Annotated in this window: 18 protein-coding genes; 4 read left to right on the plus strand and 14 right to left on the minus strand. The window is 53.1% G+C overall.

All coding sequences use genetic code 11. From position 1 onward, the window contains the following. Nucleotides 1-349: 349 nt before the first annotated feature. Both QEH52_RS16125 and QEH52_RS16130 read right to left on the minus strand, forming a co-directional pair. On the minus strand, nt 350-1093 hold the full coding sequence (locus QEH52_RS16125; protein ID WP_308951831.1) for a hypothetical protein: 744 nt from the start codon (nt 1091-1093) through the stop codon (nt 350-352). Nucleotides 1094-1343: 250 nt separating this feature from the next. Beyond that, complete coding sequence (locus QEH52_RS16130) at nt 1344-2069, minus strand: PEP-CTERM sorting domain-containing protein (RefSeq protein WP_308951832.1); 726 nt, start codon at nt 2067-2069, stop codon at nt 1344-1346. 417 nt (nt 2070-2486) lie between these two features. On the opposite strand from QEH52_RS16130, the gene QEH52_RS16135 reads away from it, so the two are divergent. Continuing rightward, a complete protein-coding gene (locus QEH52_RS16135; protein ID WP_308951833.1) occupies nt 2487-5288 on the plus strand; it encodes a sulfatase-like hydrolase/transferase in 2802 nt (933 codons plus the stop codon). Between the two features lie 41 nt (nt 5289-5329). Here the strand turns inward: QEH52_RS16135 and QEH52_RS16140 are convergent, their stop codons facing one another. From QEH52_RS16140 to QEH52_RS16180, 9 genes are all read right to left on the minus strand, one after another. Then, complete coding sequence (locus QEH52_RS16140) at nt 5330-6190, minus strand: metal ABC transporter permease (protein ID WP_308951835.1); 861 nt, start codon at nt 6188-6190, stop codon at nt 5330-5332. Then, nucleotides 6165-6974 (minus strand): metal ABC transporter ATP-binding protein, encoded by an 810-nt coding sequence (locus QEH52_RS16145; protein ID WP_308951837.1) that lies wholly within the window; start codon nt 6972-6974, stop codon nt 6165-6167. The genes QEH52_RS16140 and QEH52_RS16145 overlap by 26 nt, the downstream gene beginning before the upstream one ends. After that, a complete protein-coding gene (locus QEH52_RS16150; RefSeq protein WP_308951840.1) occupies nt 6971-7873 on the minus strand; it encodes a metal ABC transporter solute-binding protein, Zn/Mn family in 903 nt (300 codons plus the stop codon). Before QEH52_RS16150 ends, QEH52_RS16145 begins: the two co-directional genes overlap by 4 nt. Before the next feature lie 97 nt (nt 7874-7970). Next, nucleotides 7971-8666: a ribonuclease HII gene (locus QEH52_RS16155; RefSeq protein WP_308951841.1), complete on the minus strand. Its 696-nt coding sequence runs from the start codon at nt 8664-8666 to the stop codon at nt 7971-7973. A 2-nt stretch (nt 8667-8668) separates the two neighbouring features. Further along, on the minus strand, nt 8669-9748 hold the full coding sequence (locus QEH52_RS16160; protein ID WP_308951843.1) for a type IV pilus twitching motility protein PilT: 1080 nt from the start codon (nt 9746-9748) through the stop codon (nt 8669-8671). A 105-nt stretch (nt 9749-9853) separates the two neighbouring features. Continuing rightward, complete coding sequence (locus QEH52_RS16165) at nt 9854-10699, minus strand: SCO family protein (RefSeq protein ID WP_308951844.1); 846 nt, start codon at nt 10697-10699, stop codon at nt 9854-9856. A gap of 230 nt (nt 10700-10929) precedes the next feature. Then, nucleotides 10930-11628 (minus strand): L-ribulose-5-phosphate 4-epimerase AraD, encoded by a 699-nt coding sequence (araD, locus tag QEH52_RS16170; RefSeq protein WP_308951846.1) that lies wholly within the window; start codon nt 11626-11628, stop codon nt 10930-10932. Between the two features lie 22 nt (nt 11629-11650). Then, nucleotides 11651-13141, minus strand: coding sequence for an L-arabinose isomerase (araA, locus tag QEH52_RS16175; RefSeq protein ID WP_308951847.1), 1491 nt, complete (start codon nt 13139-13141; stop codon nt 11651-11653). An 87-nt stretch (nt 13142-13228) separates the two neighbouring features. Further along, nucleotides 13229-14887 carry a ribulokinase gene (locus tag QEH52_RS16180; RefSeq protein WP_308951848.1) on the minus strand — a complete coding sequence of 553 codons (1659 nt, stop codon included), beginning with the start codon at nt 14885-14887 and terminating at the stop codon, nt 13229-13231. A 96-nt stretch (nt 14888-14983) separates the two neighbouring features. Between QEH52_RS16180 and QEH52_RS16185 the strand changes: the two genes are divergently transcribed. Further along, nucleotides 14984-16000 (plus strand): LacI family DNA-binding transcriptional regulator, encoded by a 1017-nt coding sequence (locus QEH52_RS16185; RefSeq protein WP_308951849.1) that lies wholly within the window; start codon nt 14984-14986, stop codon nt 15998-16000. A gap of 103 nt (nt 16001-16103) precedes the next feature. Here QEH52_RS16185 and acs read toward each other — a convergent pair whose 3' ends face one another. Next, nucleotides 16104-18068 (minus strand): acetate--CoA ligase, encoded by a 1965-nt coding sequence (gene acs / locus QEH52_RS16190; RefSeq protein WP_308951850.1) that lies wholly within the window; start codon nt 18066-18068, stop codon nt 16104-16106. Between the two features lie 191 nt (nt 18069-18259). On the opposite strand from acs, the gene QEH52_RS16195 reads away from it, so the two are divergent. Beyond that, nucleotides 18260-19090 carry a ParB N-terminal domain-containing protein gene (locus QEH52_RS16195; protein ID WP_308951852.1) on the plus strand — a complete coding sequence of 277 codons (831 nt, stop codon included), beginning with the start codon at nt 18260-18262 and terminating at the stop codon, nt 19088-19090. Nucleotides 19091-19100: 10 nt separating this feature from the next. On the opposite strand, the gene QEH52_RS16200 is transcribed toward QEH52_RS16195, so the two are convergent. Then, the gene (locus QEH52_RS16200; RefSeq protein ID WP_308951854.1) at nt 19101-19937 is read right to left on the minus strand and encodes a sterol desaturase family protein; all 837 of its coding nucleotides are present in this window, start codon (nt 19935-19937) and stop codon (nt 19101-19103) included. Between the two features lie 44 nt (nt 19938-19981). Further along, complete coding sequence (locus QEH52_RS16205; protein WP_308951855.1) at nt 19982-20797, minus strand: hypothetical protein; 816 nt, start codon at nt 20795-20797, stop codon at nt 19982-19984. A 249-nt stretch (nt 20798-21046) separates the two neighbouring features. Here QEH52_RS16205 and QEH52_RS16210 point away from each other — a divergent pair, with 249 nt between their 5' ends. After that, complete coding sequence (locus QEH52_RS16210; RefSeq protein WP_308951856.1) at nt 21047-21787, plus strand: polysaccharide deacetylase family protein; 741 nt, start codon at nt 21047-21049, stop codon at nt 21785-21787. The last annotated feature ends 9 nt before the right edge of the window (nt 21788-21796 follow it).

A 21796-nucleotide genomic window follows, 5' to 3' on the forward strand; every position in this document is an offset into this window, starting at 1 on the left:
CTCATTCGAGTCACCTAGATGCACCGACGGTCAAGCCAATGAAGACGACTCTCGGAGCGCGGGCGTCCCGCCCGCGGAGTGTCTCCGCCAACGACTAGCGCAGGGCGAGACGCCCTGCCTCCGATAACGATTCCAGAGAAGTTTGAAGCAACCCGCAAATCCCTCATTCGAGTCACCTAGATGCACCGGCGTTCAAGCCGATGAAGTCAACTCTCGGAGCGTGGGCGTCCCGCCCGCGGAGTGTCTCCGCAACGACCAGCGCAGGGCGGGACGCCCTGCCTCCGATAACGATTCCAGAGAAGTTTGATAGCACCCCACAAGTCCCTCATCCGAGTCGCCTCAGATGCGACTAAGTTGCCCGACGACGGGCTGCACAAGCGAAGCCCCAAAGACTCGCAAGCATCACGCAACTCGATGGCTCAGGTATGTCTACTTTGCTGCCCTTAAAGGCGACATTGTCAATTCCACTAGAGACGTCGGCTTCGGACTCTCCATTAAAGCTAATTAAAAACACGGCAGATTGACCCACTTCGAGAATGGTATCCCTTAACTGTTCTGACAGAATGATGTCGAAATCAGGATAGTCGTAAGTCTTGCCGCCGTCGTGTAAAACTAAGTCCGCAGCCGTGCCGATCAATGTTCCGGCATCCCCGAGGTCCCCAGAGCTATAGACAATGTCAAAACCCGTAAACCCGTGTTCTGCATTTTTCTTCGGACGACTTCTAGCCGAAAAATCGAAATGTAGACTATCGATTCGATACGCAAATGAGCTCTCATTCTTAAGCCTTACAGCCAAATCTGGGCCGCCGGGGCTCTTTCCCGAATTTAGAGCCCGCACCAACAAGCCTCCCGCTGCAGGGCTTGCTCCAAGCAGATTGCCAAAACTTCCATCGTTTGAGCCATAGCTAGCATTTACTCGATTGCTGGCGTAAAGAATCGAAGCACTCAAGCCGACCTCCGCAAAGTCAGCGTCGATCTGTGACGGAGATACCACGCCCTCCCAATCATCCCAGGAAACCAACAGGCCACTAGCATGTGCAGTCGGAACAAATAGCAAAACGCACAAAGTAATAAAAATAGAATAGTTGTTCATTGGGAAATGAGATGAAATTGACTCAACATTATATCATATTGACTCATTACGCGTTAATCTCATGCTGACAGTTTTAGTGTCAGCTGCTGACTTTCGCTGTGAATTTTAGCTGATCCAACAAAAACCGAAGCAACTGCGCAGCTCCGATTTATATATTATTTCCGAAAGAGCATAGCTATAAAAAAAAATCCCGCTGCTTCAAAATTGAAACAACGGGATCTCGTAAAATAAAGTAATTGAGTCGCGTCGACTAGCGACGGCGACGAATCATCACCGCACCCAAAGCGAGACAGCCAGACAACAGTGCGAAAGAAGATGGCTCGGGGACTACAGATGTTCCAGTGAACGCAACGTTATCGAATATGGCGGAGACGTTATTACCACTATCGCTGTAAGCATGAATATTGTCTCTGAAAGTGACTGTAAACAAAGCAGATTCTCCAACTCCAAGAATCGTATCCGCGAGGTTGGTAGAGAGATCGAAGTCAAAATCAGAGGAATCTACAAGATTGCCTCCGACCGGAACCCCCGTAGCCGATCCCACAAGTGTTTCTGTCGCGCCCAAGCTGCCAGAAGTATAGACGATGTCGAATCCAGTGAAGCTGGTCCCATCGCCACCACTCCTAGCAGAAAAGTCAAAGTTCAGCGTATCAATCTGGTAAGCGGACGTTGTATTGTTGGTCAAATTTAGCTCCACAGTGTAACCTGCGAGTCCTCGAACCAAAAGAGCACCGCCAGCAGTGGAGGCCGGACCAGCAAGCGTGCCGAAGGTGGTATCATTGGAACCAAAGCCAGTATTGATACGAGATTCATCGTAACTAATCGAAGCCTCGAAGGCTCCAAAAGTGAAGTCTGCGGCAATACTAGAATCAGTGTCGTCTGCCCAAACGTCCCAAAAAGCAAGAGTGGTCGCATGCGCTGCAGTGCTCAATAGCACAGCTGAAGATGCAGCAAGAAGTGAGGGGAATGATTTCATAATGTATTTATTGGGTTTAGTTTGGATATGTTGTTATCAATAAGATTCTGAATCAGTAGAATCGGACACAACTATATCAAATTTCAGAGGTCTGTGGTAGTTCACTGCTGATACGGATGGTGTCAATTGCTGACATCTACACAAAAACCGCCAAAACCCACGATCAACCAAGAAGTTACCAAGCTACCCCATCAACACCTCCACCGTCTTCCTGAGCGCGCTCAGCAGTTCGAGGCGCTCTAGGGGCAGAATATCCCACGCATTGCAGACATCTCATACCAAGCATTCTCACGCCCCACTCTTTTCACATCGATTTCACTAAAAGTCAGCAAGTGACGCTAAAAGTGTCGGTAGATGACTCACGCGACACTTTCAAATCTGCTACACTTGTGAACTCACCCCATTATCCATACATAGATGAAACAATATTTATTGACTGCAGCGGCTAGCCTGGCCGCGTTTACCTTATGCTCCTTGACGGGAACCAGCTCACTTCAGGCAGAAGAGACTCGCCCGAACATTGTCATTATCATGGCAGATGACCTCGGCTATGAAACTGTCGGTGCCTATGGTGGCCTTGATTTTGAGACGCCTCGCCTCGACCAAATGGCCGACGAAGGTGTGCGCTTTAGCCGCATGTATACCAGCCCTGTGTGCACCCCCGCTCGCATGACACTGCACACCAGCCTATATGCGGATGAGCATGGTTACACCTCGGTGCTGCCCGTGCATTTGGGCTCCAATGTCAAAGTAGACTTTGACAACCGATTTGCCACCTTCGCACAACAGTTTCGCGACCAAGGCTACGCCACGAGTACCACTGGCAAATGGCAATTAGCCACCCTGTCATTTCACCCGGATCATATTCAATCCGCAGGCTTTGATTCCTGGTGCGTCTGGCAAATCTGGGACGGCGAAAACAATGTAAAGACGGTGCGTTATTGGGAGCCGTTCTTAAACCGCGATGGTTCGATTCTTCCGGTGACTGCCAACGACTTTGGCCCGGACATCATTCATGACTTTGTCTTCGAAAAATTACAAGACGCGGCGGTACCTGGCGCGCCGCCAGCATTGATTATGCATAATATGATGCTACCGCACACACCGATCATCGACACACCTGATGATGTCGCAGCCGGTAGCTCTGGCGATATCTACTCGATGGTTCACTACTTAGACAAATTGGTCGGCGAAATTCTCGATGAAGTCGAACGCTTGGGCATCAAGGATAACACCTACATACTATTCTTGGGCGACAACGGCACCGAAGCATCGCACGAATCAGGCTTCAAGAATGGCGTCAAACGTGAAACCGTCGATGGCACAGTGACAGATGGCAAATGGAATCCCGTCCACGGCGGTTGCCATGTGCCATTTATTGTATGGGGTCCCGACTCCATCGCTGACGGTGGCACCGTGGTCGACGACCTAGTCGACATGACAGATATCTACCCGACCGTCTGCAGCCTAGCAGGCGTGCCCCTGCCAAATGATCACCCGATTCGCGGGCGCAGTATACGCCCACAACTGGAAGGCCGTCCAGGGCTCACTCGCTCGGTCACCCACGGCGGCATCGATGGCAAGCGCACTATCTTTGATGGCGAATGGCGCTTAAATAATGACGGCGTCTTGCGCGATAGTCGCAATCTACCCACAGAGGTCGTGGTGCCTATGGGTGATCCCGAAGGCGATGCCGCCCGCGAGCGCCTTGAATTACTCGATGATGCTCGTGTCATGGAAGTCTCTGCAGACGAAAGCGTGTGGGTGGTCGATGACTTGGACACAAGCAATGTAAATAAAACGGGCGCATGGGCAGCAGAGAGTCAAACAAGTGGCCATTATGGGAGTGGCTATCACGTATCCGCACAAAATACAACGCCTGCAGCAGGACCACAGACGCTATCAAGTTTCACATCTACAGAACCAGAAGAGGATGTCATAGGAGTCGTCACAGCGCTATCGCTCGGCTCGCAGACCTACTCTACCTTAATTCCTGGAACTCTCTCTGGGGTCAGCTCTAGTGACCTGTTAAAAAACGAAGCGCTCGCAACCTTCCCAGCAAATGCAAACATCGCGATAAGTAGTCAAAACCTGGATACCGCCACCTTAAACAGTCAGTTCACAGTGAACTTTGGTCAAGTAGTCACCGAGACGGATCGCTTTTACATTTTTGATTGCAATGGCAGCCCCACAGCCAACGGATCCAACGACGTGACCATTCAAGCTTTGGATGCTACGAACCAAGCTGTAGGCAGCCCCTACACAATCATGAATATCAGTATGCTTGACGGAAACCCCACAATCAGCGGCCGCAATTGGGATCGCTCCAGTGGCGGCGCGCAATTGCTGAACCGCACAATCGGCACAGTGACTTGGTCACTCGCAGACATGGGGCTCGATGCCTCCGACAATGTAACAGGCTATCAACTATCTTCCGACAACCTCGACACTGCTGCAATCGGTTTAGCCATTGCAGACCCCTCCCCTGCCCCGATCGAAGGCGAAGGACAAACATTTACATACACCTACTCGATTCCAGAAAATGGGTCCTATACAATCAGCTTGCTTTGGACAGCTGGAAGTGACCGGGCAAGCCAAGTGCCGGTTTCTGTAAGCGATTCAGTGAGGACCTGGAATTATGAAGTAAACCAGCAATTAAACGGTGCGATCTGGAACGCCTTAGACACTCTAGACTTAGACGCAGGTGCTGAATTAGTCGTCACAGTATCGGCAGATGACGTGGAGGGCGTCGTCGTAGCCGATGCATTACGTGTTGCGCCAGCGGGGACTCAAGGCGTTCGTTTCCAAGACTGGCAAAACACTTATTTCACATCGGAGCAGTTGAATGATTCAAGCCTCGAAGCAACAGTCTGGGGCGCACTGGCCGACCCCGATGGCGACGGGCAAATCAACAAACTGGAATTTGGGCTGGGCGGTCATCCACTTATTAATGAAACGCATAAGGTGCAACCAAGCATCGATTTGGATGCAGACAATCCAAGAGTTTACGTGATTCTACGCAGCGGAGTCTCAACAGGCGCGGTACAATTCTTAGCAACCGACTCACTGGATTCAAATTCCTGGCTCACACCCGCCGAATTATCTTTCAATTTGGAAAACGCGGTGGAACTAAGCCGTGACTTTCACGAGTATTCATACGTAGAAAACCGTTCCGAAACGGCCCCTGATCAAGTCTTCTTTCGCGTCGCGATACCTTAATCGAGGCTATCCGAGCAGCGAATTTCGGTGCTGTTTCAAGCCTATTTCGCACACAAACGATTACTGCCATTCGCCACCAAATAGACGAGAGCTGCCAGTAAAATAATTGTCGGGCCCGTCGGAAAATCGAGCGAATAACTGAGACCTAAGCCAAACAAGACGAAGCAGGCAGTCAATACGATCGAACAAATCAACATTTGCCCCAGGCTGCGTGCTCGTAATGATGCGATCGCGGGAGGCAAAGTAAGCAAGGCGATCACCAGCACTATGCCGACCAATGAGACAAGGGTCACAACCGTCAGCGCAGTCAACAGCAGTAACAATAGATAAATTCGATCGGCCTGCACGCCACGGATCGCTGCAAACTCAGCATCGAAACAGACCGCCACAATCTGACGATGCCACAGCAAGAGGATTGCAATAATCAGCGCCCCCACCCCAGTGGCGATCCACAAGTCAGAGCGAGTCACCAATAAAATGTCTCCAAACAAATAAGCCATCGGATCGATATAGCCGGGCGTACGTGAGATAAACAGTAGACCGACCGCCATACCAGTCACCCAGATCGCACCGATGATGGCATCTTCCCGCTGCTTGCTTCGCAACGAGACCGCGGCAATCACACCCGCCGCCGTCAAAGCCGCCAGCAAAGCACCGAGCATCGGATGCAACCACGACCAACCCAGCACTTCGCGGGCATAGAGTGCGGCACCAATCCCCCCCAACACCGAGTGCGCAATCGCGGCCGCCAAATAACTGATACGCCGCGCCACCACAAATGTGCCTACGGCCCCCAAGGGGATGCTCCCAATCAATCCCAGCAAAAGTGCGTTACGCAAAAAGCCTAAATCTGGATCCAAGAGTGCTTTAAAAAATTCAAGCATGATGATGGTGGCCTCCATGGCTATCGAGATGCTCGTGGTCGTGTTGTACCATGCGAACTTCGTGTCCGTAAAGCTCACGAATGCGTGCTTCGCTCAAACGAGCGGTCGGGTGCAAGTGAACGCAGCGATTCACGCAGACTACCTTAGGCACGGAGCGTGAAACAAAGGCTAAATCATGCGACACGGTGATCACCGTCAGCTCATCACCAAGGGCTTTCAAGCTCTTCATCAAGCGCTCTTCAGCCGCCACATCCACATGTGCGGTGGGCTCATCCAACAAGAGCAACTCACTTTCGGCCACCAGCGCGCGCGCAATCAATACGGCCTGACGCTGCCCCCCCGAAAGACTGGCAAAGGGCTGCTTTGCTTGATCCGCAAGGCCCATCTTAGCCAGCGCCTCGTAAGCACTGGCACGATCAGCCTGACTCACAAAGCCGAAACTCTTCTTGCTCAGACGCCCCATCAGCGCGACATCCAGCGCAGAAACCGGAAAGAGCGGGTCAAACTCAATCTGCTGCGGCACATAGCCGACTCGCGCCCGCCCCAGCTTGGTAGTTTGCCCGAAAAGACGAATTTCGCCCTGATCTGGTGTCAGTAGCCCCAACATCAACTTGAGCAAGGTCGATTTGCCGCCTCCATTAGGACCAATCACACAGACCGACTCTCCTTGGTAAATATCAAAATCGGCATCCTCAATCACAGGAGTGCGCCCATAGCTAAACGAGACGCCATCGAAGCAAACCACCGGTTCCCCCGAATGCGCCTGACATCCACAATCGCTATGCGCCGACTCACTCATCATTTAAAGCTATCTTCCAAACTTTGCGCGATGTCTAGCATGTTGCTAAAATATTCCGCACTCAACACATCGACCTCCACCAAATCCACGCCCGAAGCACTCGCCAGCACTCCAGCGCTGCTACGTCCAAACTCCGGCTGAGTAAAGATCGCCCTCACCTGCTCTGCTTTAGCCGACTTAACCAAGCCTGAGACCTGCTTCGCGGAAGGCGCAGCGCCCCCCTGCTCGATCGATTTTTGCACCAAGCCATAGCGCGCAGCAAAATAGCCCAAAGAAGGATGATTGATATAAAAGCACCGTCCCGCAAAAGGCTTCAGTTGAGCCGCAATCTTTGCATCCAACGCCTCCAACTCTGCACTCAGCACGGCTGCATTGGCCGTAAATAGCTCGCTCGACTCAGGCGCCAGCTCGATCAACGTATCGCGCACCTGCGCCACAAAGCCTAACATCCATTGAGGGTCCATCCAGACATGCGGATCTTCCTCCCCGTGTACATGGTGCTCATCTAGGCCATGCACATGTTCATGCTCATCTTCGTTTAAATCTGCGGTCTGCACAAAGCGCAGTTGCGGCATCGAGCGCTCCATCTTGGCCAAAATCACACGCTCCAAAGGCATACCAATTCCGAAATAAACATCAGCTTTTGCCAGCGACGCCATCTGCGGCACACTGGGCGAATAGGTTTCAGGGCTCTGACCAGGCCGAACCATCACCTCAACCAGTCCACGCTCAGCAACGATCGACTGCACAATTGACTGCTGAGGCAAGAGGCTCACCCAGACCTGCAAATCCGTAGCAGCCTGCTCTGTCTGCGGCGCACAGCCGACCAAGGACAACACACAAAACAAGAGACTGATGACTAATTTAAATAAATACATGATGACAAAACGAATAAAAGGCATGCGCCTTACGCATAACAGCACAATAGCAAACTACACTCCAACTGATTCGAAGATAGGAAATACATCAATCGACTCCGAAGCCCAACAAGCCAATTAACTAGCCTAGGACTTTGCGTAAAAACAGTGCCCGATGAACCGGGGTCGCCCCGTGCGCCTTAAGAGCCGCTCGGTGCGCAGCCGTACCATAGCCCTTATGCTGCTCAAAGCCGTAGGCCGGATATGTTTGCGCCAGCAGGCGCATCTCACGGTCGCGCAAAACTTTAGCAGCGATACTGGCCATCGCGATTGCAAGTGACTTCCCATCGCCCTTGACCACACCTTCATGCGCGTATGGGAAAGGCTTCAAGGCTCGACCATCGGCCAGTAATTTCACATCAGATGCACTTCGAAAGAGCGGGTCCTCCGCGGCTGTATGCGGTAAGCTCCAAGCACTCGCTCGCTTCGCTAACTGATCTACAGCACGCTGCATGGCTAGGCGCGTCGCACCGAGAATGTTCAATTCTGCAATCTCCTCCACCGAAGCAAAAGCCACAGCGAAATCAATCAAATCACGCGCCTGTAAGGATTGTAAGACCTCGTATTGTGCCTCGCGAGCTTCTGCTGTAAGTTGCTTTGAATCGTTAATTAACGCGCTCTGCTCCAGCGCTTCAGGCGATTCAAAAAGTGCGCGCGGCACATAACAAGCTCCAGCCGAAACAGGCCCAGCTAAACAGCCGCGCCCCGCTTCGTCGATTCCGATCAGGCTGCTATAATTCTCAAGCAAACTGGCATCGTATCGCTGTAATGCATTCATCGCTACTCTTCCCATGGCTCTGGCACACGCTCAAGGAAGGGACGAAAAATCTCCTTATTGATGCATTTCTCATAGGCCTCTTCACCACTAATTCGCTGCGCCATAAGGTGCTCCATGATAGAGTCATCGAGTGGACGATTTCCCTTCTTGCGCCCAATCTCGATCATCGAAGGAATTTGAAAAGTCTTCCCCTCGCGGATTAAATTAGTAATCGGCGTATCCACCACTAGAACTTCAAATGCAGCCACCCGTCCTGGTTCGTCCACTCGCTTAAACAAGTTTTGCGAAACCACTCCCACCAAAGCCTCCGCCAATGTGGCTCTAATCTGGTGCTGCTGTGCTCCAGGAAAGACGTCAATAATACGATCCACCGTCTTGGCCGCACTCGGCGTGTGTAAAGTGCCAAAGACTAAGTGCCCCGTGTCCGCCGCTTCAAGTGCCAAGGAGATCGTTTCTAGATCACGCATCTCCCCCACTAGAATCACATCGGGGTCCTCCCGCAAAGCTCCCCGCAAGGCACTCGCAAAAGACTTTGTATGCCCGCCCACCTCACGGTGATTGACCAGAGCTTTCTTACTTTTGTGAACAAATTCAATCGGGTCCTCGATCGTTAAAATATGGTCCGAGCGCGTCCGATTGGCTTGATCGATGATCGCCGCTAAAGTCGTCGACTTGCCGCACCCCGTCGGTCCTGTAACTACAACCAAGCCCTTTTTCAAGCCTGCAAATTTACGGCAAATCGCCGGCAAGCCTAGGTCCTCTGCTGTTAAAATCTTAGCTGGAATCGTGCGAAAGACACTGGCGATCCCTTTACTTTGTTGAAAATAATTCGCCCGAAAGCGTGCCTTATCCCCGAAACCAAGTGCAAAATCAATATCTCCACACTCTTGAAACTCGGCAATCTTATCGCCAGGGCAAATCTCATACAGCATTTCAGTGAGCTCAGAATCCACCAAGGGCGGATAATCCAACGACTCCAACTCTCCATTGATACGAATTAAAGGCGGATTACCTGTAGTCAGGTGTAAATCGGAGCCTTTAAATTCGAGCAACGCATCAAAGAAAACATCTATCTGAGCCATATACGGATATATATGCAGGAAAATTACTTATAAACTCAAGCTGTATTTCTCCTGTAGCCCACTGGGAGTCAGGCAATCATTTCGCACCACTCAGCGGAGCAGGCACTAGAGTTTCTTGGCAGCCTGGAGAAACTCTTGCGGCGTCCACGTTGCGCCCTCTTTGCGATAAGCCACGCGTCCATTCGCATCCACCAGTAAGGTGGCCATGGTGTGGTTAATAGTGCCGTCCTCATCCATAGTCAAAATGCCAAACTGACGTAACAAATCGTCCACAACCGAAGGCTCGCCCGTCAACAAATGAAAATTCTCGGGCTCCATGCCGTAGCCTTCCGCATATTGCTTCAAAATCCCCGGCGAATCAAATGCCGGATCAAAGGTAATGGTTACAAATTGCAAATCATCCAGCCCCGCTTCGCGAGCTGCATCCTGCAGCGTAGACATACGCGTGCTTGAAGCCGGACACATCGTCGGCACCGTGCAACGCGTGAAAATGAAATTCAGCACAAAGGGTTTCCCCTGCAACTGGCGCGCCTGCACAAAGTCACCGTGCTGATCAATCATCGCGAAATTCGGGATGTAATCGCCCTGCTTCACAAACTTACGTCGACTCATACTAGCTGTGGTTTGGTGCAATTGCTGATTCACATCAGCCGCGGCCTTCGCGCCCTGACCATCGAGCGGAAATACCTGCTCCAAGTGCCAGCGCTTGCCATAATAAGCTACATTGCCCTTGATCAGACGTCCTTGATACCCAATCGCCAGATCCCCGGCACCCACGCGAAAAGTCTGAGTTGCCCCCGCAACAAGCTCCCCGTCGCCCGATTGAGTCAACTCCACTTCCAAAGAGCGCAGATCCGGTAAAACAGCAAGCACGCGCCCTTGTACCTCAGCCGCATGAGCTGTCAGCGCCAATAGCACAGAAAACAAAGAAGAAAGAAACAGAATACGCATACTCGCAATTAGAACAAAGCACAGGCGTATGCAAGCCTACGTAACAAGAAGAAACACAAATCCTAGGCAGCGGTCGACTGCGGGAACTTGACTACGCCATCTGCAAAGGCGATGCCGGCGACTCCGTCCGTCACGCATTTGGCGTAGGCAATGAAATCGCTCGCGCCATCCAACGTGTATCATCGAATCTCCACGGAGCCATTACGATTGAGGTCATGCATTTGCTGGAGCTACTTCTGGCCGTAATACGCTCCAGCTCCGTGCTTGCGGAAGAAATGCTTCTCACGCAAATGGTTCGGCGCGGGACAGACAGTTGGATTGAGACTTAAACTATGCAAGGCCATGTCGGCCACGATCTCTAAGGCTTGCGCGGTCTCGACGGCTTTGGCGCCACTCACGCCCCACGCGAAAGGACCATGATTGCGCACCAACACCGCTGCAATCTCCATGGGGTTGAGCTCTGCAAAACGCTCAACAATCACATTTCCGGTTTCCCACTCGTATGCTCCCTGCACCTCGGCTGCGGTCATGGCACGAGTCACGGGCACGGGACCGTTGAAGTAATCGCAATGCGTCGTGCCGAGGCATGGAATCTCTATCGCCGCCTGCGCAAAGGCCACTGCCTTGCGCGAGTGCGTGTGCACAATGCTGCGCACGCCATGCTCGGCAAATGCGAGAAACAAACAGCGATGGGTCGGTGTGTCGGAGGAAAAGCGTAGCTCGCCTGCGACGGTCTGACCTTCGAGATCGACGATCACCATGTCTTCTGGCTTGAGCGCGGCATAATCCACCCCGCTCGGCTTGATTGCAAATACCCCGGCTGCGGCATCGAGCACGCTTACATTACCAAAGGTGAGGTCAACCAAACCGGTGCGCGGCAAGGCGATATTGGCCTCACAGCATTCTTCACGGATGTCCTTATAATTCATAACTTATTTTCAATTGCGCGTTTTAAAGTCCGCGGATTCCGTGATACATTTCGCCGAGGCGCAGCTCTTGTTTGAAGGCGCGCATCTCGGTTTTTTCATCGATGAACACACATTCCACGCCCGCCATCTCGGAGAGCATCTCAATTTGATCGGCACTGACATCGAAGCTAAACGCGGTATGGTGCGCCCCGCCCGCTTGAATCCATGCTTCGGCTGCGGTCTGCAAGTCGGGCTTGGCATCCCACAGCACGCGCGCGACGGGCAGCTTGGGCATATCTTGCTCGATAGCCACGCTCTCGACTTCGTTGACAAGAAAACGGAAGCGATTGCCGAGATCCACCAGGGATGCGTTGATGGCCTGTCCTTCGGCGCCGTTAAACACTAGGCGCACAGGGTCAGCCTTGCCACCGATGCCCAGCTCGTGAATTTCACAACGCGGCTTGGACGCCGCAATACTGGGGCAAATCTCTAACATATGCGAACCAAGGCAACGCGCACCTGCGGGATCGAAATGATAGGTGTAGTCCTCCATAAAGGAAGTGCCCCCGCTCTTGCCCTGGCTCATGACCTTGAGCACACGCACCAGCGCCGCATGCTTCCAGTCCCCCTCGGCACCGAAGCCGTAGCCTTCGGCCATCAAGCGCTGTGTTGGCAGGCCGGGCAGTTGCTCCATGCCATGCAGGTCTTCGAAAGTGTTCGTATAGGCGCCATAACCGCCCTCCTCTAAGAAGCGACGTAGGCCAATCTCGATGCGCGCCGCCTCGCGCAGGGAATCGTGACGTGCGGCGCCCTTTGCGAGCTCGGGCGCGAGCTCATATTCTTCGGCATACACTTCACACAAAGCATCGATTTGTGCATCGCTGGCCTCGTTGATCACAGCGACTAGATCTCCCACGCCATGGGTATTGACGGACATGCCAAAGACGCGTTCAGCTTCCACTTTATCACCGTCGGTGACCGATACGAAACGCATGTTATCGCCAAAGCGCACTACCTTGAGATGTTGCATTTCGTGCCAGCCCAAAGCGACGGCACTCCAGTCGGCCAACTGTGTGCGAACTGCGGGATCCTCCCAGTGGCCGACCACGACTTTACGTTGGATACGCATACGAGTCAAAATATGCCCATACTCGCGACCACCATGCGCGGACTGATTCAAGTTCATAAAGTCCATATCGATCGTGTCCCAAGGGATGTCGCGATTGAACTGTGTATGTAGATGGCAGATCGGTTTAGTTAAATTGGACAAGCCATTGATCCACATCTTCGCCGGCGAGAAAGTGTGCATCCAGGTAATGAGTCCGATGCAATTCGTATCCCCACTCGCAGCCGTGCACGCGGCACGAATCTCGTCCGGCGTGGTCACGATCGGCTTGAATACAATTTCAACCGGGATGCTCGCATCCGCATTCAGCGCACGTGCAATCGTCTCTGCATTCGCAGCGACTTGTTTTAAAGTTTCGGGGCCATAGAGATGTTGGCTACCAGTAATGAACCAGATTTGTTGTGTCATATTTTTTTTAAAGTTAAATTTTAAAGGGAGTTGTAGGGGCTTCACTTGTGAAGACCGCAGTGGCTAGGCCACGACTCAGTGGTCTGATTAAATGCTTTCCTTAATATTGAGCAGTTGCTTCATCACCTGCCCCAGGTCGGCATTGCTGTTGACGCCACCGAAGGCGTCATGAATTTCCTGATACAATTTAAAGAGTTGATTGTAGGTGGCATGCGCCGCTGGATCAGGGCGATAGACGATGTCCTTAAGTGAGGTCATCGCGGCCTGCGCGCTGCTAAAGTCAGGGTGTGCGCCTGCCAGTACGGCGGCTCCAACAGCGGAACCCAAGGCACAGGCTTGTGAGGAGCCGGACACGCGCATTTCACGCCCAGTCACGTCTGCATAAATCTGCATCAGCATCGCATTCTTCTCGGCGATGCCCCCGGCACAAACAACGCGCTCGATCGGCACGCCATAGGCCTCGATGCGTTCAATGATCATGCGCGCCCCGAAGGCGGTGGCTTCAATCAAGGCGCGGTAAATCTCAGCCTGTGTGGTGTGCAAGGTTTGGCCCAGAATGAGTCCGGTCAATCGTTGGTCCACCAGTACGGTGCGGTTTCCATTATTCCAATCCAAAGCTAAGAGGCCACTCTGCCCGGGACGCTGGCTAGCCACGGCTTCGGTCAAGTCGCGGTGCATGGACTCGTCGTTTTGACAGGCGGTTTCCACCCACCATTTAAAGAGATCACCACAAGCGCTTTGACCGGCTTCGATGCCGTAGAATCCCGGCAAGATCGCACCTTTCACGATGCCACAAATCCCGGGAATGTCGGCTACGGTATTTTCTGCCGACACGACGCCACAATCACAGGTGGACGTGCCAATCACTTTGACTAAGGTGCCCTCAGTCACGCCACAGCCGATCGCGCCGAAGTGCACATCGAACTCACCGACTGCGATCTCGATGCCTGCTGGCAAGCCTAAGGCCTCTGCCCACTCGGCACAGAGCTTGCCAGCTGAGTGGGAAATATCAACCGCCTGCGTGTAAAGACGGTCACGCAAATCGGCGAGCTTGGGGTCGAGCAAACTCAAAAATTCTTTGTCCGGCAAACCGCCCCAGTCTTCCGCGTAGAGTGCCTTATGCCCCGCCGCGCAGATCCCACACACCACTTGCTTGGGGTCTTTAACACCGGCCAGCACAGAAGGCACATAATCGCAGAGTTCCACCCAACTGTAAGCGGCCTCGAAGACCTCGGGAGCCACGTTTAAGCAATGCCAGATCTTACTCCACCACCACTCGGAGGAATAAATATTTCCGCACTTCGCGATGTATTGCGGACGATGCGCCGCCGCCAGTTCGGTAATACGCTTCGCCTCGGCATGACTGGTGTGGTCCTTCCATAACCAGCACTGCGCAGCGAGGTGATCCTTCCACGCCGCGTCCAATGCCAGCGGTGTATTGCTGGCATCCACAGGTATGGGACTGGAGCCCGTGCTATCCACGCCAATGCCAATCACATCTTTGGCGTCGAAATCGTCGCGCTGATTCGCCTGAGCCAAGGCGATGCGCACCGACTCTTCTAGCCCATACAAATAATCAGCCGGACTTTGCCGCGCGACATGCGCGTCCTTGGCATCCAATAAAATGCCCTGCTGCCCACTGGGATAATTCACTACCCCAGCGGCAAGTTCCTCGCCAGTCTGGCAATTGACAATAAGTGCACGCACCGAATTGGTGCCATAATCGATTCCGAGGGTATAAGACATGCTGTAAAACTACAGGCTCGCCGCACAGAAGGAAGCCGCCCAATACTTGACAGTAATGTAAGCAGGCACATAGCTAGTGTGATGAAGCGCGTCACCATGTCCACCATCGGCGAAAAAGCCGGAGTTTCCAAAAACACCGTATCGCTGGCATTGCGCAACGATCCTCAAATCCCGGAGGCCACACGACAGCGCATCAAGCAGATCGCCGACGAACTCGGCTACCAGCGCAACCCCACCGTAGCGCACCTAATGGCCGAATTGCGTTCCGGCAGCAACACTGGGCTCAAAGCCTCTCTGGCGCTGCTCAATGCGAACCAGGACAAACAGGCCTTCAGCCGACATCCAACCATCCCCACCTACGTAGAAGGCTGCCAACGACGCGCGAAACTCATGGGCTACAGCTTGGATAACTTCTGGCTACACGACCCCGACCTAAACGGACGGCGACTACACCAGATCCTGAAAGCACGCGGCATTCGTGGCGTAGTCATCGTCGGCCTGATGCACAGCAATCGTTTGCCAGAAGCATTTAACGAAATCTGGGAAAACTACCCTTGCGTAGTCACAGGTGTGCGCACGCGCAAACCCGCACTCTCCTTCGCATGCACAGACCATCACATCATCGCATTACGCGCTTTCGAAAATGCCTTGGCCCGCGGTTACCAACGTCCAGGCCTAGTCTTAGATCAAAAAATCGATCAACTGGTCGAAGGTCGTTTTACAGCAGGCTACCAGATCGGTCAAACTGCCCTGCCTCCCCAACAGCGACTCATACCATTCAATCGAGTGGTCGAGGCCAAAGAAAACCTCTCGCTATTCCAAGAATGGTTCACACGGGAAAAGCCTGACGTCATCTTCACCCTTTACAATCAAGTGTATGACTGGATGGAAGCGCTCGGCTACTCTATACCTGAGCAAGTCGGACTGATTCAATTAGAGCACCGCGCAGCCGCGCCCCAATGGGCTGGCATGAATCAGCACAACGATGTCTGCGGCGAGGCCGCCATCGACATGGTCATCAGTATGATTCACAGCGGCGAAAGCGGCGTGCCCCCCTACCCAAGAGCCACCTTGATCAGCGGCTCTTGGGTCGACGGGAAAACGGTGCGATAAATTGACGGGAACGGGGCAGGACGCCTCGCCGAGGCGTCCGTTCGTCGATCCGGCCGCAGACGACGACGGACATTACTGGCAAACGAAACGCCCTCCTTAACTTCTAGCCTTTCAAATATTGCTGCTGTAAATCCTGGACCACTGTCGGGTCGGCCAGTGTCGTCACATTACCGAGCTCTTTGCCTTCGGCGATGTCACGCAAGATGCGGCGCATAATCTTACCAGAGCGCGTCTTGGGCAGATCCGAGGAAAACAGGATACGCTCAGGGCGGGCAAATTTTCCAATGCTCTTATCGATCATCGTGACCAGCTCCTTGCGCAAGTGGTCATCTTGCTCACGCCCATCAATCACGGTCACAAAGGCGACCAGCCCCTGTCCCTTGATCTCGTGTGGCACACCGACCACCGCAGATTCAGCCACATCCTTGTGCTCGACAAAAACGCTCTCCAACTCGGCAGTGCCGATACGGTGACCAGACACGTTCACAACGTCGTCCACGCGGCCAAGAATCCAGATGTAGCCATCCTCATCACGGCGGGCACCATCGCCGGGGAAATAATATTTGCCGTCCCACTTACACCAATAGGTGTCTTTAAAACGCTGCGGATCTCCGTAGATACCGCGCAACATGCCCGGCCACGGTTTCTTAATTGCGAGAATGCCCGCTTCCACCGTCTCACCATCGTCGGTCAAAATCGCTGGCTCAACACCGAAGAAAGGTACCGTCGCACAGCCTGGCTTGGTCGCCGTCGCGCCCGGCATCGGCGTCAACATGTGGCCGCCGGTTTCGGTTTGCCACCAGGTATCCACAATCGGGCAACGTTCCGCCCCGATCATCTTATGATACCACATCCACGCCTCAGGGTTGATCGGCTCTCCCACAGTGCCAAGCAGGCGCAAAGAAGACAGATCTTTACGAGTCACCCAGTCGTCGCCCCACTTCATAAAGGCACGAATCGCAGTCGGTGCCGTGTAGAAAATCGATACTTTATACTTCTCAATAATGTCCCAGAAGCGTCCTTCATCCGGATGGTTGGGCGCGCCCTCATACATCACTTGTGTCACACCGTTTTGCATGATGCCATACACGATATAAGTGTGCCCGGTGATCCAGCCCACATCAGCGGTGCACCAATACACATCATCCTGTTTGAGGTCGAAGACATACTTCGAAGTCAAATAACTATACACTTGGTAGCCCGCAGTGGTGTGCATGATGCCCTTAGGCTTACCAGTGGTACCACTGGTGTAGAGCAAGAAGAGGAGATCCTCCGCCTCCATCTCTTCGGCCGGGCAATCGTCCTCCACATCGGCCACTAAATCATGATACCAGCTGTCGCGACCTTCCTGCATCTTGCAGTCGACCGGGTGTGCATCGCCACGCTTCACCACGACCACATCTTTCACACACTCACAGCTCGCAATGCCTTCGTCCACGATCTGCTTCAACTCTAACATCTTGCCACGGCGGTAGCCTCCATCGGCAGTGATCACCATGCAGGTCTCACTATCGAGCACACGGTCACGAATCGAGTCCGCAGAGAAGCCCGCAAAAATCACCGAATGCACCGCACCGATACGCGCACAAGCTAGCACCGCAATGGCCAACTCCGGAATCATCGGCAGATAAATTGCGATACGATCGCCCTTTTTCACACCACGCGCCTTCATCGCATTGGCGAAACGGCAGACTTCGAGGTGCATCTGCTTGTAACTAATGTCACGCGCATCGCCCGGTTCGCCCTCCCAGTGGATCGCGATCTTGTCACCACGCCCCGCTTCAATGTGACGGTCTAGGCAGTTGTAAGAAAGATTAGTGCGACTGCCATCAAACCATTTAAAAAACGGCGCTTCGGATGCGTCCAACACGCTGTCCCACTTTTTAAACCAATGCAGTTCTTCAGCCGCTTCGGCCCAGAAAGCTTCCGGGTCTTGAATGCTCTTTTCGTAGAGCGCTTTATAGGCAGCTTCACCACTAATGTGGGCAGACGCAGCAAATTCAGAGGCAGGGGGAAACTTGCGGTGCTCATGCGAGACCGATTCCATCGAGGAATTATCAGTAGTCATGTTGGGTAGAATTTAGAGTGGGGACTTATTGAGCGCGCAAGCACGCCTAATAGAAGTCTAAGAGCGCAATCACGCAGGACTGTAAGGTCAATGACATTTACAAAAAAACAAGCTGCAAGCAGCTATTTACGCCCACTAAGAAATCTCAGTTGTCATTACTGAATCCCTTGATCAAAAAAGCCGATTAAACTATGCAAAGCAAAGATCTACAACTCGACAAAATTGACATTTACGGCGGCACCCAAGCGCGAGTCGCCACCAACGACGACGCCATCTCCAGCTACGCCGACGCGATGCTCGAAGGCGCCCAATTCCCCCCCATCGTCACCTACTACGACGGCACAAAATACTGGCTAGCCGACGGCTTTCACCGTTTCCTCGCAGCCCAGCGTAACGAATACGAGGAAATCGCAGCGGAAGTGCACGAAGGCTCCCGCACGGATGCCCTGCGCCACGCACTCGGCGCCAACGCCACCAACGGCATCTACCGCTCCAACGCCGACAAGCGTAACGCAGCCGAGATCGCACTCGAAGAGTGGCCGGAAATGTCCAATGCGCTGATCGCCTCCATGTGCAAAGTTTCCCCCGATCTCGTCCGGCGCTGCCGGATGGAGATGGAAAAGGAAAACCGCATCGAGAGCCAAAGCCAGGTCACTGGCAAAGATGGCAAACAATACCCGACCGGCATCGAGCGTGAACCACGCGGCGGCAGTCAAAAAGTCGAGAACGACGGCTCCCCCAGCGAAGGCTCGGGCGGCGGAGGGGGCGGCGGTGCCAAAGGTAAAGGCGAAGAACGCGGCACAGGCGGCGCTAGCATGGAGATCGAAGCCGATGCCCGGAAAATGATACGCGAGGGCGAAATCAAGCACTCCGAACTCGACAAGCTCAAGAGCGCCACGGCCATCGACTACGCCGAAACCGCACTTAATTTGCTCAACCGCATGAAGCCCGACGACCCACGCCGTCCCGACGCCGTGCGCCGCATCGAGCGCTGGCTAGCCACCGAAAAAGGCATCGCTTAAGCTCGGGCCACTATCGCACCTGCCGCAACTTTCGCCAAAACCGCTTAAAGGGGCTCCACATTCGTCCACTTAACGAAGCGGGCACACGCTCCATCCCCGGAAAGCCGAGTGCGGTAGGTTGCTGGCTAGGCCGCTCTTGCAAGCTCGGCCAATAAGCTGTGCGAAAGAGCCAATCCCATACGCTTAAAGAAATGCCGAAATTCACCCCCTGGCGGCGCTCTTCTGGTAAGTCGTGCATATGATGCCAAATGTGCATGCGCGATGAGTTGAGCAGATAGCGCAACGGCCCCCAGGTGAGATCGAGATTACTGTGGTTCAAATGTCCGATCAGAGTATTGAGCACCGCTATAATCAAGAGCACGGTCGGATCGACACCCAAAACGACTAAGGGGAAATAAGTCAGGGATTGATAGACCACAATTTCCATCCAATGAAAGCGAAAATTCCCGATCCAATCCATTTCGGTAATACTATGATGAACTTTGTGAAACTCCCACAACGCGGGCACGCGATGCAGTAGATTATGCACGCACCAATCGAGCCAGTCCTTGAGCACAAAATAAAAGAGCCCCTGAGCCAAGAGCGGCCAGCCGGCCAGTAAATTCCAAGCTTGCGCGGACTCGATCGCCGGCAGCCACCAGTGAGTGATCCACACACTCACGTAGGCGAACAGAATCGAGAAATAATGCCCATTGAAAAACAGCCAAAACAAGTCCTGAAAAAACTCGGCTCGCAAGAAGCGTTGCCCCTGTCGCCAAGGGCGCACGCGCTCCGCCAACGCGCAGAGCAAAGAGACCACCATCAGCCAGAAAAAATAGCTGCGCGTATTCCAAATAAGGTCCAACATGGGCTTTTAGATAGATTAAATAGGCGCAGCTGGTATGCTAGCGTTTATTCAATAATTAGCTCGGGGCTAGGGACCTTGAGATCTACGCTATCGCGTGGAAGGAATTTCACACCACTGACCTCAGTGAAGCGCATTTGCTCGCCGATCTGACCGTCCTCCATCGCAAAAGTCCGGTGCCCGGATGCAAGCAGCACCCCATCGACGTCTACTAAGTTGTCCAAGCTGAGAAACTTTTCGGGGCCGGGACCATTGGGCGCGACCAAAGGATTGGTCACAATGTAATAGCCACCACGTGTGAGCTTCGTCTCGGGGTCAATGAGCAAGACATAGTAATCGTCCGGCGAGTCTCCCGCCTCCTGCGTGTATGTAATTTTAACTTGGATATACGCCTTCCCCTCAAAAGCCATCTTTTCGGGCAATTGTTCAAAAATCGCATTCTCATCATTAAAGACAAAAGGAATTCCAATAAAATAGAATGGAGTCAGCGACCAGAACTGCACCGGCGGTGTAAATTGGCTGCCCTCCGGAGCAATCCAATACTCACCTTGATACATGCCAAAACGCATGTCCTGGCCCGGCACCTCGTGCATGACATTCATGTTTGTGGGATCGACTGTTTGCACCGTATCTACGATCGCTTGCGGCCCCTTATCACTAATGTGGTAGGTCCAGCGAAATTGCAGTAAACCATTATGATACCAACGCTCGGTGCCTCCGTGGGCATGGATCGAATCCATCACCAACTGGCGTCCCGCATTGACCGTAGCCTCATGACTGGAGCTGGCGTCCTTAGTTTCGTTGCAGCCCAATAGCCATAGGCTGCAGAGGGCGGTCGTCGTCAGTGTTAAGAATTTATTCATAATATAATCAGTGCTTCTGAGATCTATCAAAGCAGCATCTATTCCCACAAATCTCACAAATGCACTCCAAACACACAGACAAACGCCCACAAGCGCATGTTGGGACTTCGATTGAATAGATTCAATGCTCTTTTAGTTCTCACTCGCGGTATTTTCATTGAGCGGCTAGCCTGACGCCAAATAGGCTGTAAAGTATACAGGCCTTAGCCGACACTGCCACCGCAGCCATCCCTCGTCCTGTTTAATTTTATGTCACCCCAAGTAAGCTCCAATTCTGCACAGCCCATAGAAGGGCCGTTGATCGTAATCAAAGCCGACGACCTACTCTATCGTGAGGACGGCACTATCTTTGGCGCGAACTGGCTGCGATTTATTGAAATCGCAGCGGAAAAAGGAATCAAAATTTCGATCGGCATCATCTGCCATTCGCTGGAAAATGCCAAACTGGAGTATGTTGAAAAAATCAAGGCATTACACGCCACGGGCCAAATAGAATTCTGGAATCATGGCATCACCCATCGCCGCGAGCCAGAGAGCGGCCAGAGCGAGTTTAAGGGGGTCCCCATGCACTCGCAGCTCGACACATTGGTGCGAGCTCAAGCATTGGCTGTTGAGAAGCTAGGCTTCACATTCACAAGCTTTGGTTCCCCCTATAATCATTTCGATCACAATACCGCGGCTGCATTACGCGCAGTCCCCGAGCTGAAGACTTGGTTATATGGCGATGAGCAGGCAGCCCTCTTGCCGGACCAAATCGTATTGGGGCGCTCAGTGAGCTTGGAGCAACCCGTGCACTACCCCAACTTCGAAGGCGTCAAAGGCGAATTCGAGCAGGCCCCCAACCGCCCTTACTACATTTTACAGGGGCACCCAGGTGGCTGGGATGCGGCCCGCTTCGAGCAGTTCATACAAGTCGTCGATTACTTACAGTCTCAAAATGCAGTCTTTCTAACGCCGACCGGGCTGCGAAACCGTTTACTCGATTCATAATATCCCCTG

The sequence above is a fragment of the Thalassobacterium maritimum genome (assembly GCF_031127805.1).
GTDB classification, from domain to species: Bacteria; Verrucomicrobiota; Verrucomicrobiia; order Opitutales; family Coraliomargaritaceae; genus Thalassobacterium; species Thalassobacterium maritimum.

What these genes read in the sequence shown, in the direction of transcription:
- QEH52_RS16125 (WP_308951831.1), bottom strand. Translation starts at nt 1,093, where the DNA reads ATGAACAACTATTCTATTTTTATTACTTTGTGCGTTTTGCTATTTGTT.
- QEH52_RS16130 (WP_308951832.1), bottom strand. Translation starts at nt 2,069, where the DNA reads ATGAAATCATTCCCCTCACTTCTTGCTGCATCTTCAGCTGTGCTATTG.
- QEH52_RS16135 (WP_308951833.1), top strand. Translation starts at nt 2,487, where the DNA reads ATGAAACAATATTTATTGACTGCAGCGGCTAGCCTGGCCGCGTTTACC.
- QEH52_RS16140 (WP_308951835.1), bottom strand. Translation starts at nt 6,190, where the DNA reads ATGGAGGCCACCATCATCATGCTTGAATTTTTTAAAGCACTCTTGGAT.
- QEH52_RS16145 (WP_308951837.1), bottom strand. Translation starts at nt 6,974, where the DNA reads ATGATGAGTGAGTCGGCGCATAGCGATTGTGGATGTCAGGCGCATTCG.
- QEH52_RS16150 (WP_308951840.1), bottom strand. Translation starts at nt 7,873, where the DNA reads ATGCCTTTTATTCGTTTTGTCATCATGTATTTATTTAAATTAGTCATC.
- QEH52_RS16155 (WP_308951841.1), bottom strand. Translation starts at nt 8,666, where the DNA reads ATGAATGCATTACAGCGATACGATGCCAGTTTGCTTGAGAATTATAGC.
- QEH52_RS16160 (WP_308951843.1), bottom strand. Translation starts at nt 9,748, where the DNA reads ATGGCTCAGATAGATGTTTTCTTTGATGCGTTGCTCGAATTTAAAGGC.
- QEH52_RS16165 (WP_308951844.1), bottom strand. Translation starts at nt 10,699, where the DNA reads ATGCGTATTCTGTTTCTTTCTTCTTTGTTTTCTGTGCTATTGGCGCTG.
- araD (WP_308951846.1), bottom strand. Translation starts at nt 11,628, where the DNA reads ATGAATTATAAGGACATCCGTGAAGAATGCTGTGAGGCCAATATCGCC.
- araA (WP_308951847.1), bottom strand. Translation starts at nt 13,141, where the DNA reads ATGACACAACAAATCTGGTTCATTACTGGTAGCCAACATCTCTATGGC.
- QEH52_RS16180 (WP_308951848.1), bottom strand. Translation starts at nt 14,887, where the DNA reads ATGTCTTATACCCTCGGAATCGATTATGGCACCAATTCGGTGCGTGCA.
- QEH52_RS16185 (WP_308951849.1), top strand. Translation starts at nt 14,984, where the DNA reads ATGTCCACCATCGGCGAAAAAGCCGGAGTTTCCAAAAACACCGTATCG.
- acs (WP_308951850.1), bottom strand. Translation starts at nt 18,068, where the DNA reads ATGACTACTGATAATTCCTCGATGGAATCGGTCTCGCATGAGCACCGC.
- QEH52_RS16195 (WP_308951852.1), top strand. Translation starts at nt 18,260, where the DNA reads ATGCAAAGCAAAGATCTACAACTCGACAAAATTGACATTTACGGCGGC.
- QEH52_RS16200 (WP_308951854.1), bottom strand. Translation starts at nt 19,937, where the DNA reads ATGTTGGACCTTATTTGGAATACGCGCAGCTATTTTTTCTGGCTGATG.
- QEH52_RS16205 (WP_308951855.1), bottom strand. Translation starts at nt 20,797, where the DNA reads ATGAATAAATTCTTAACACTGACGACGACCGCCCTCTGCAGCCTATGG.
- QEH52_RS16210 (WP_308951856.1), top strand. Translation starts at nt 21,047, where the DNA reads ATGTCACCCCAAGTAAGCTCCAATTCTGCACAGCCCATAGAAGGGCCG.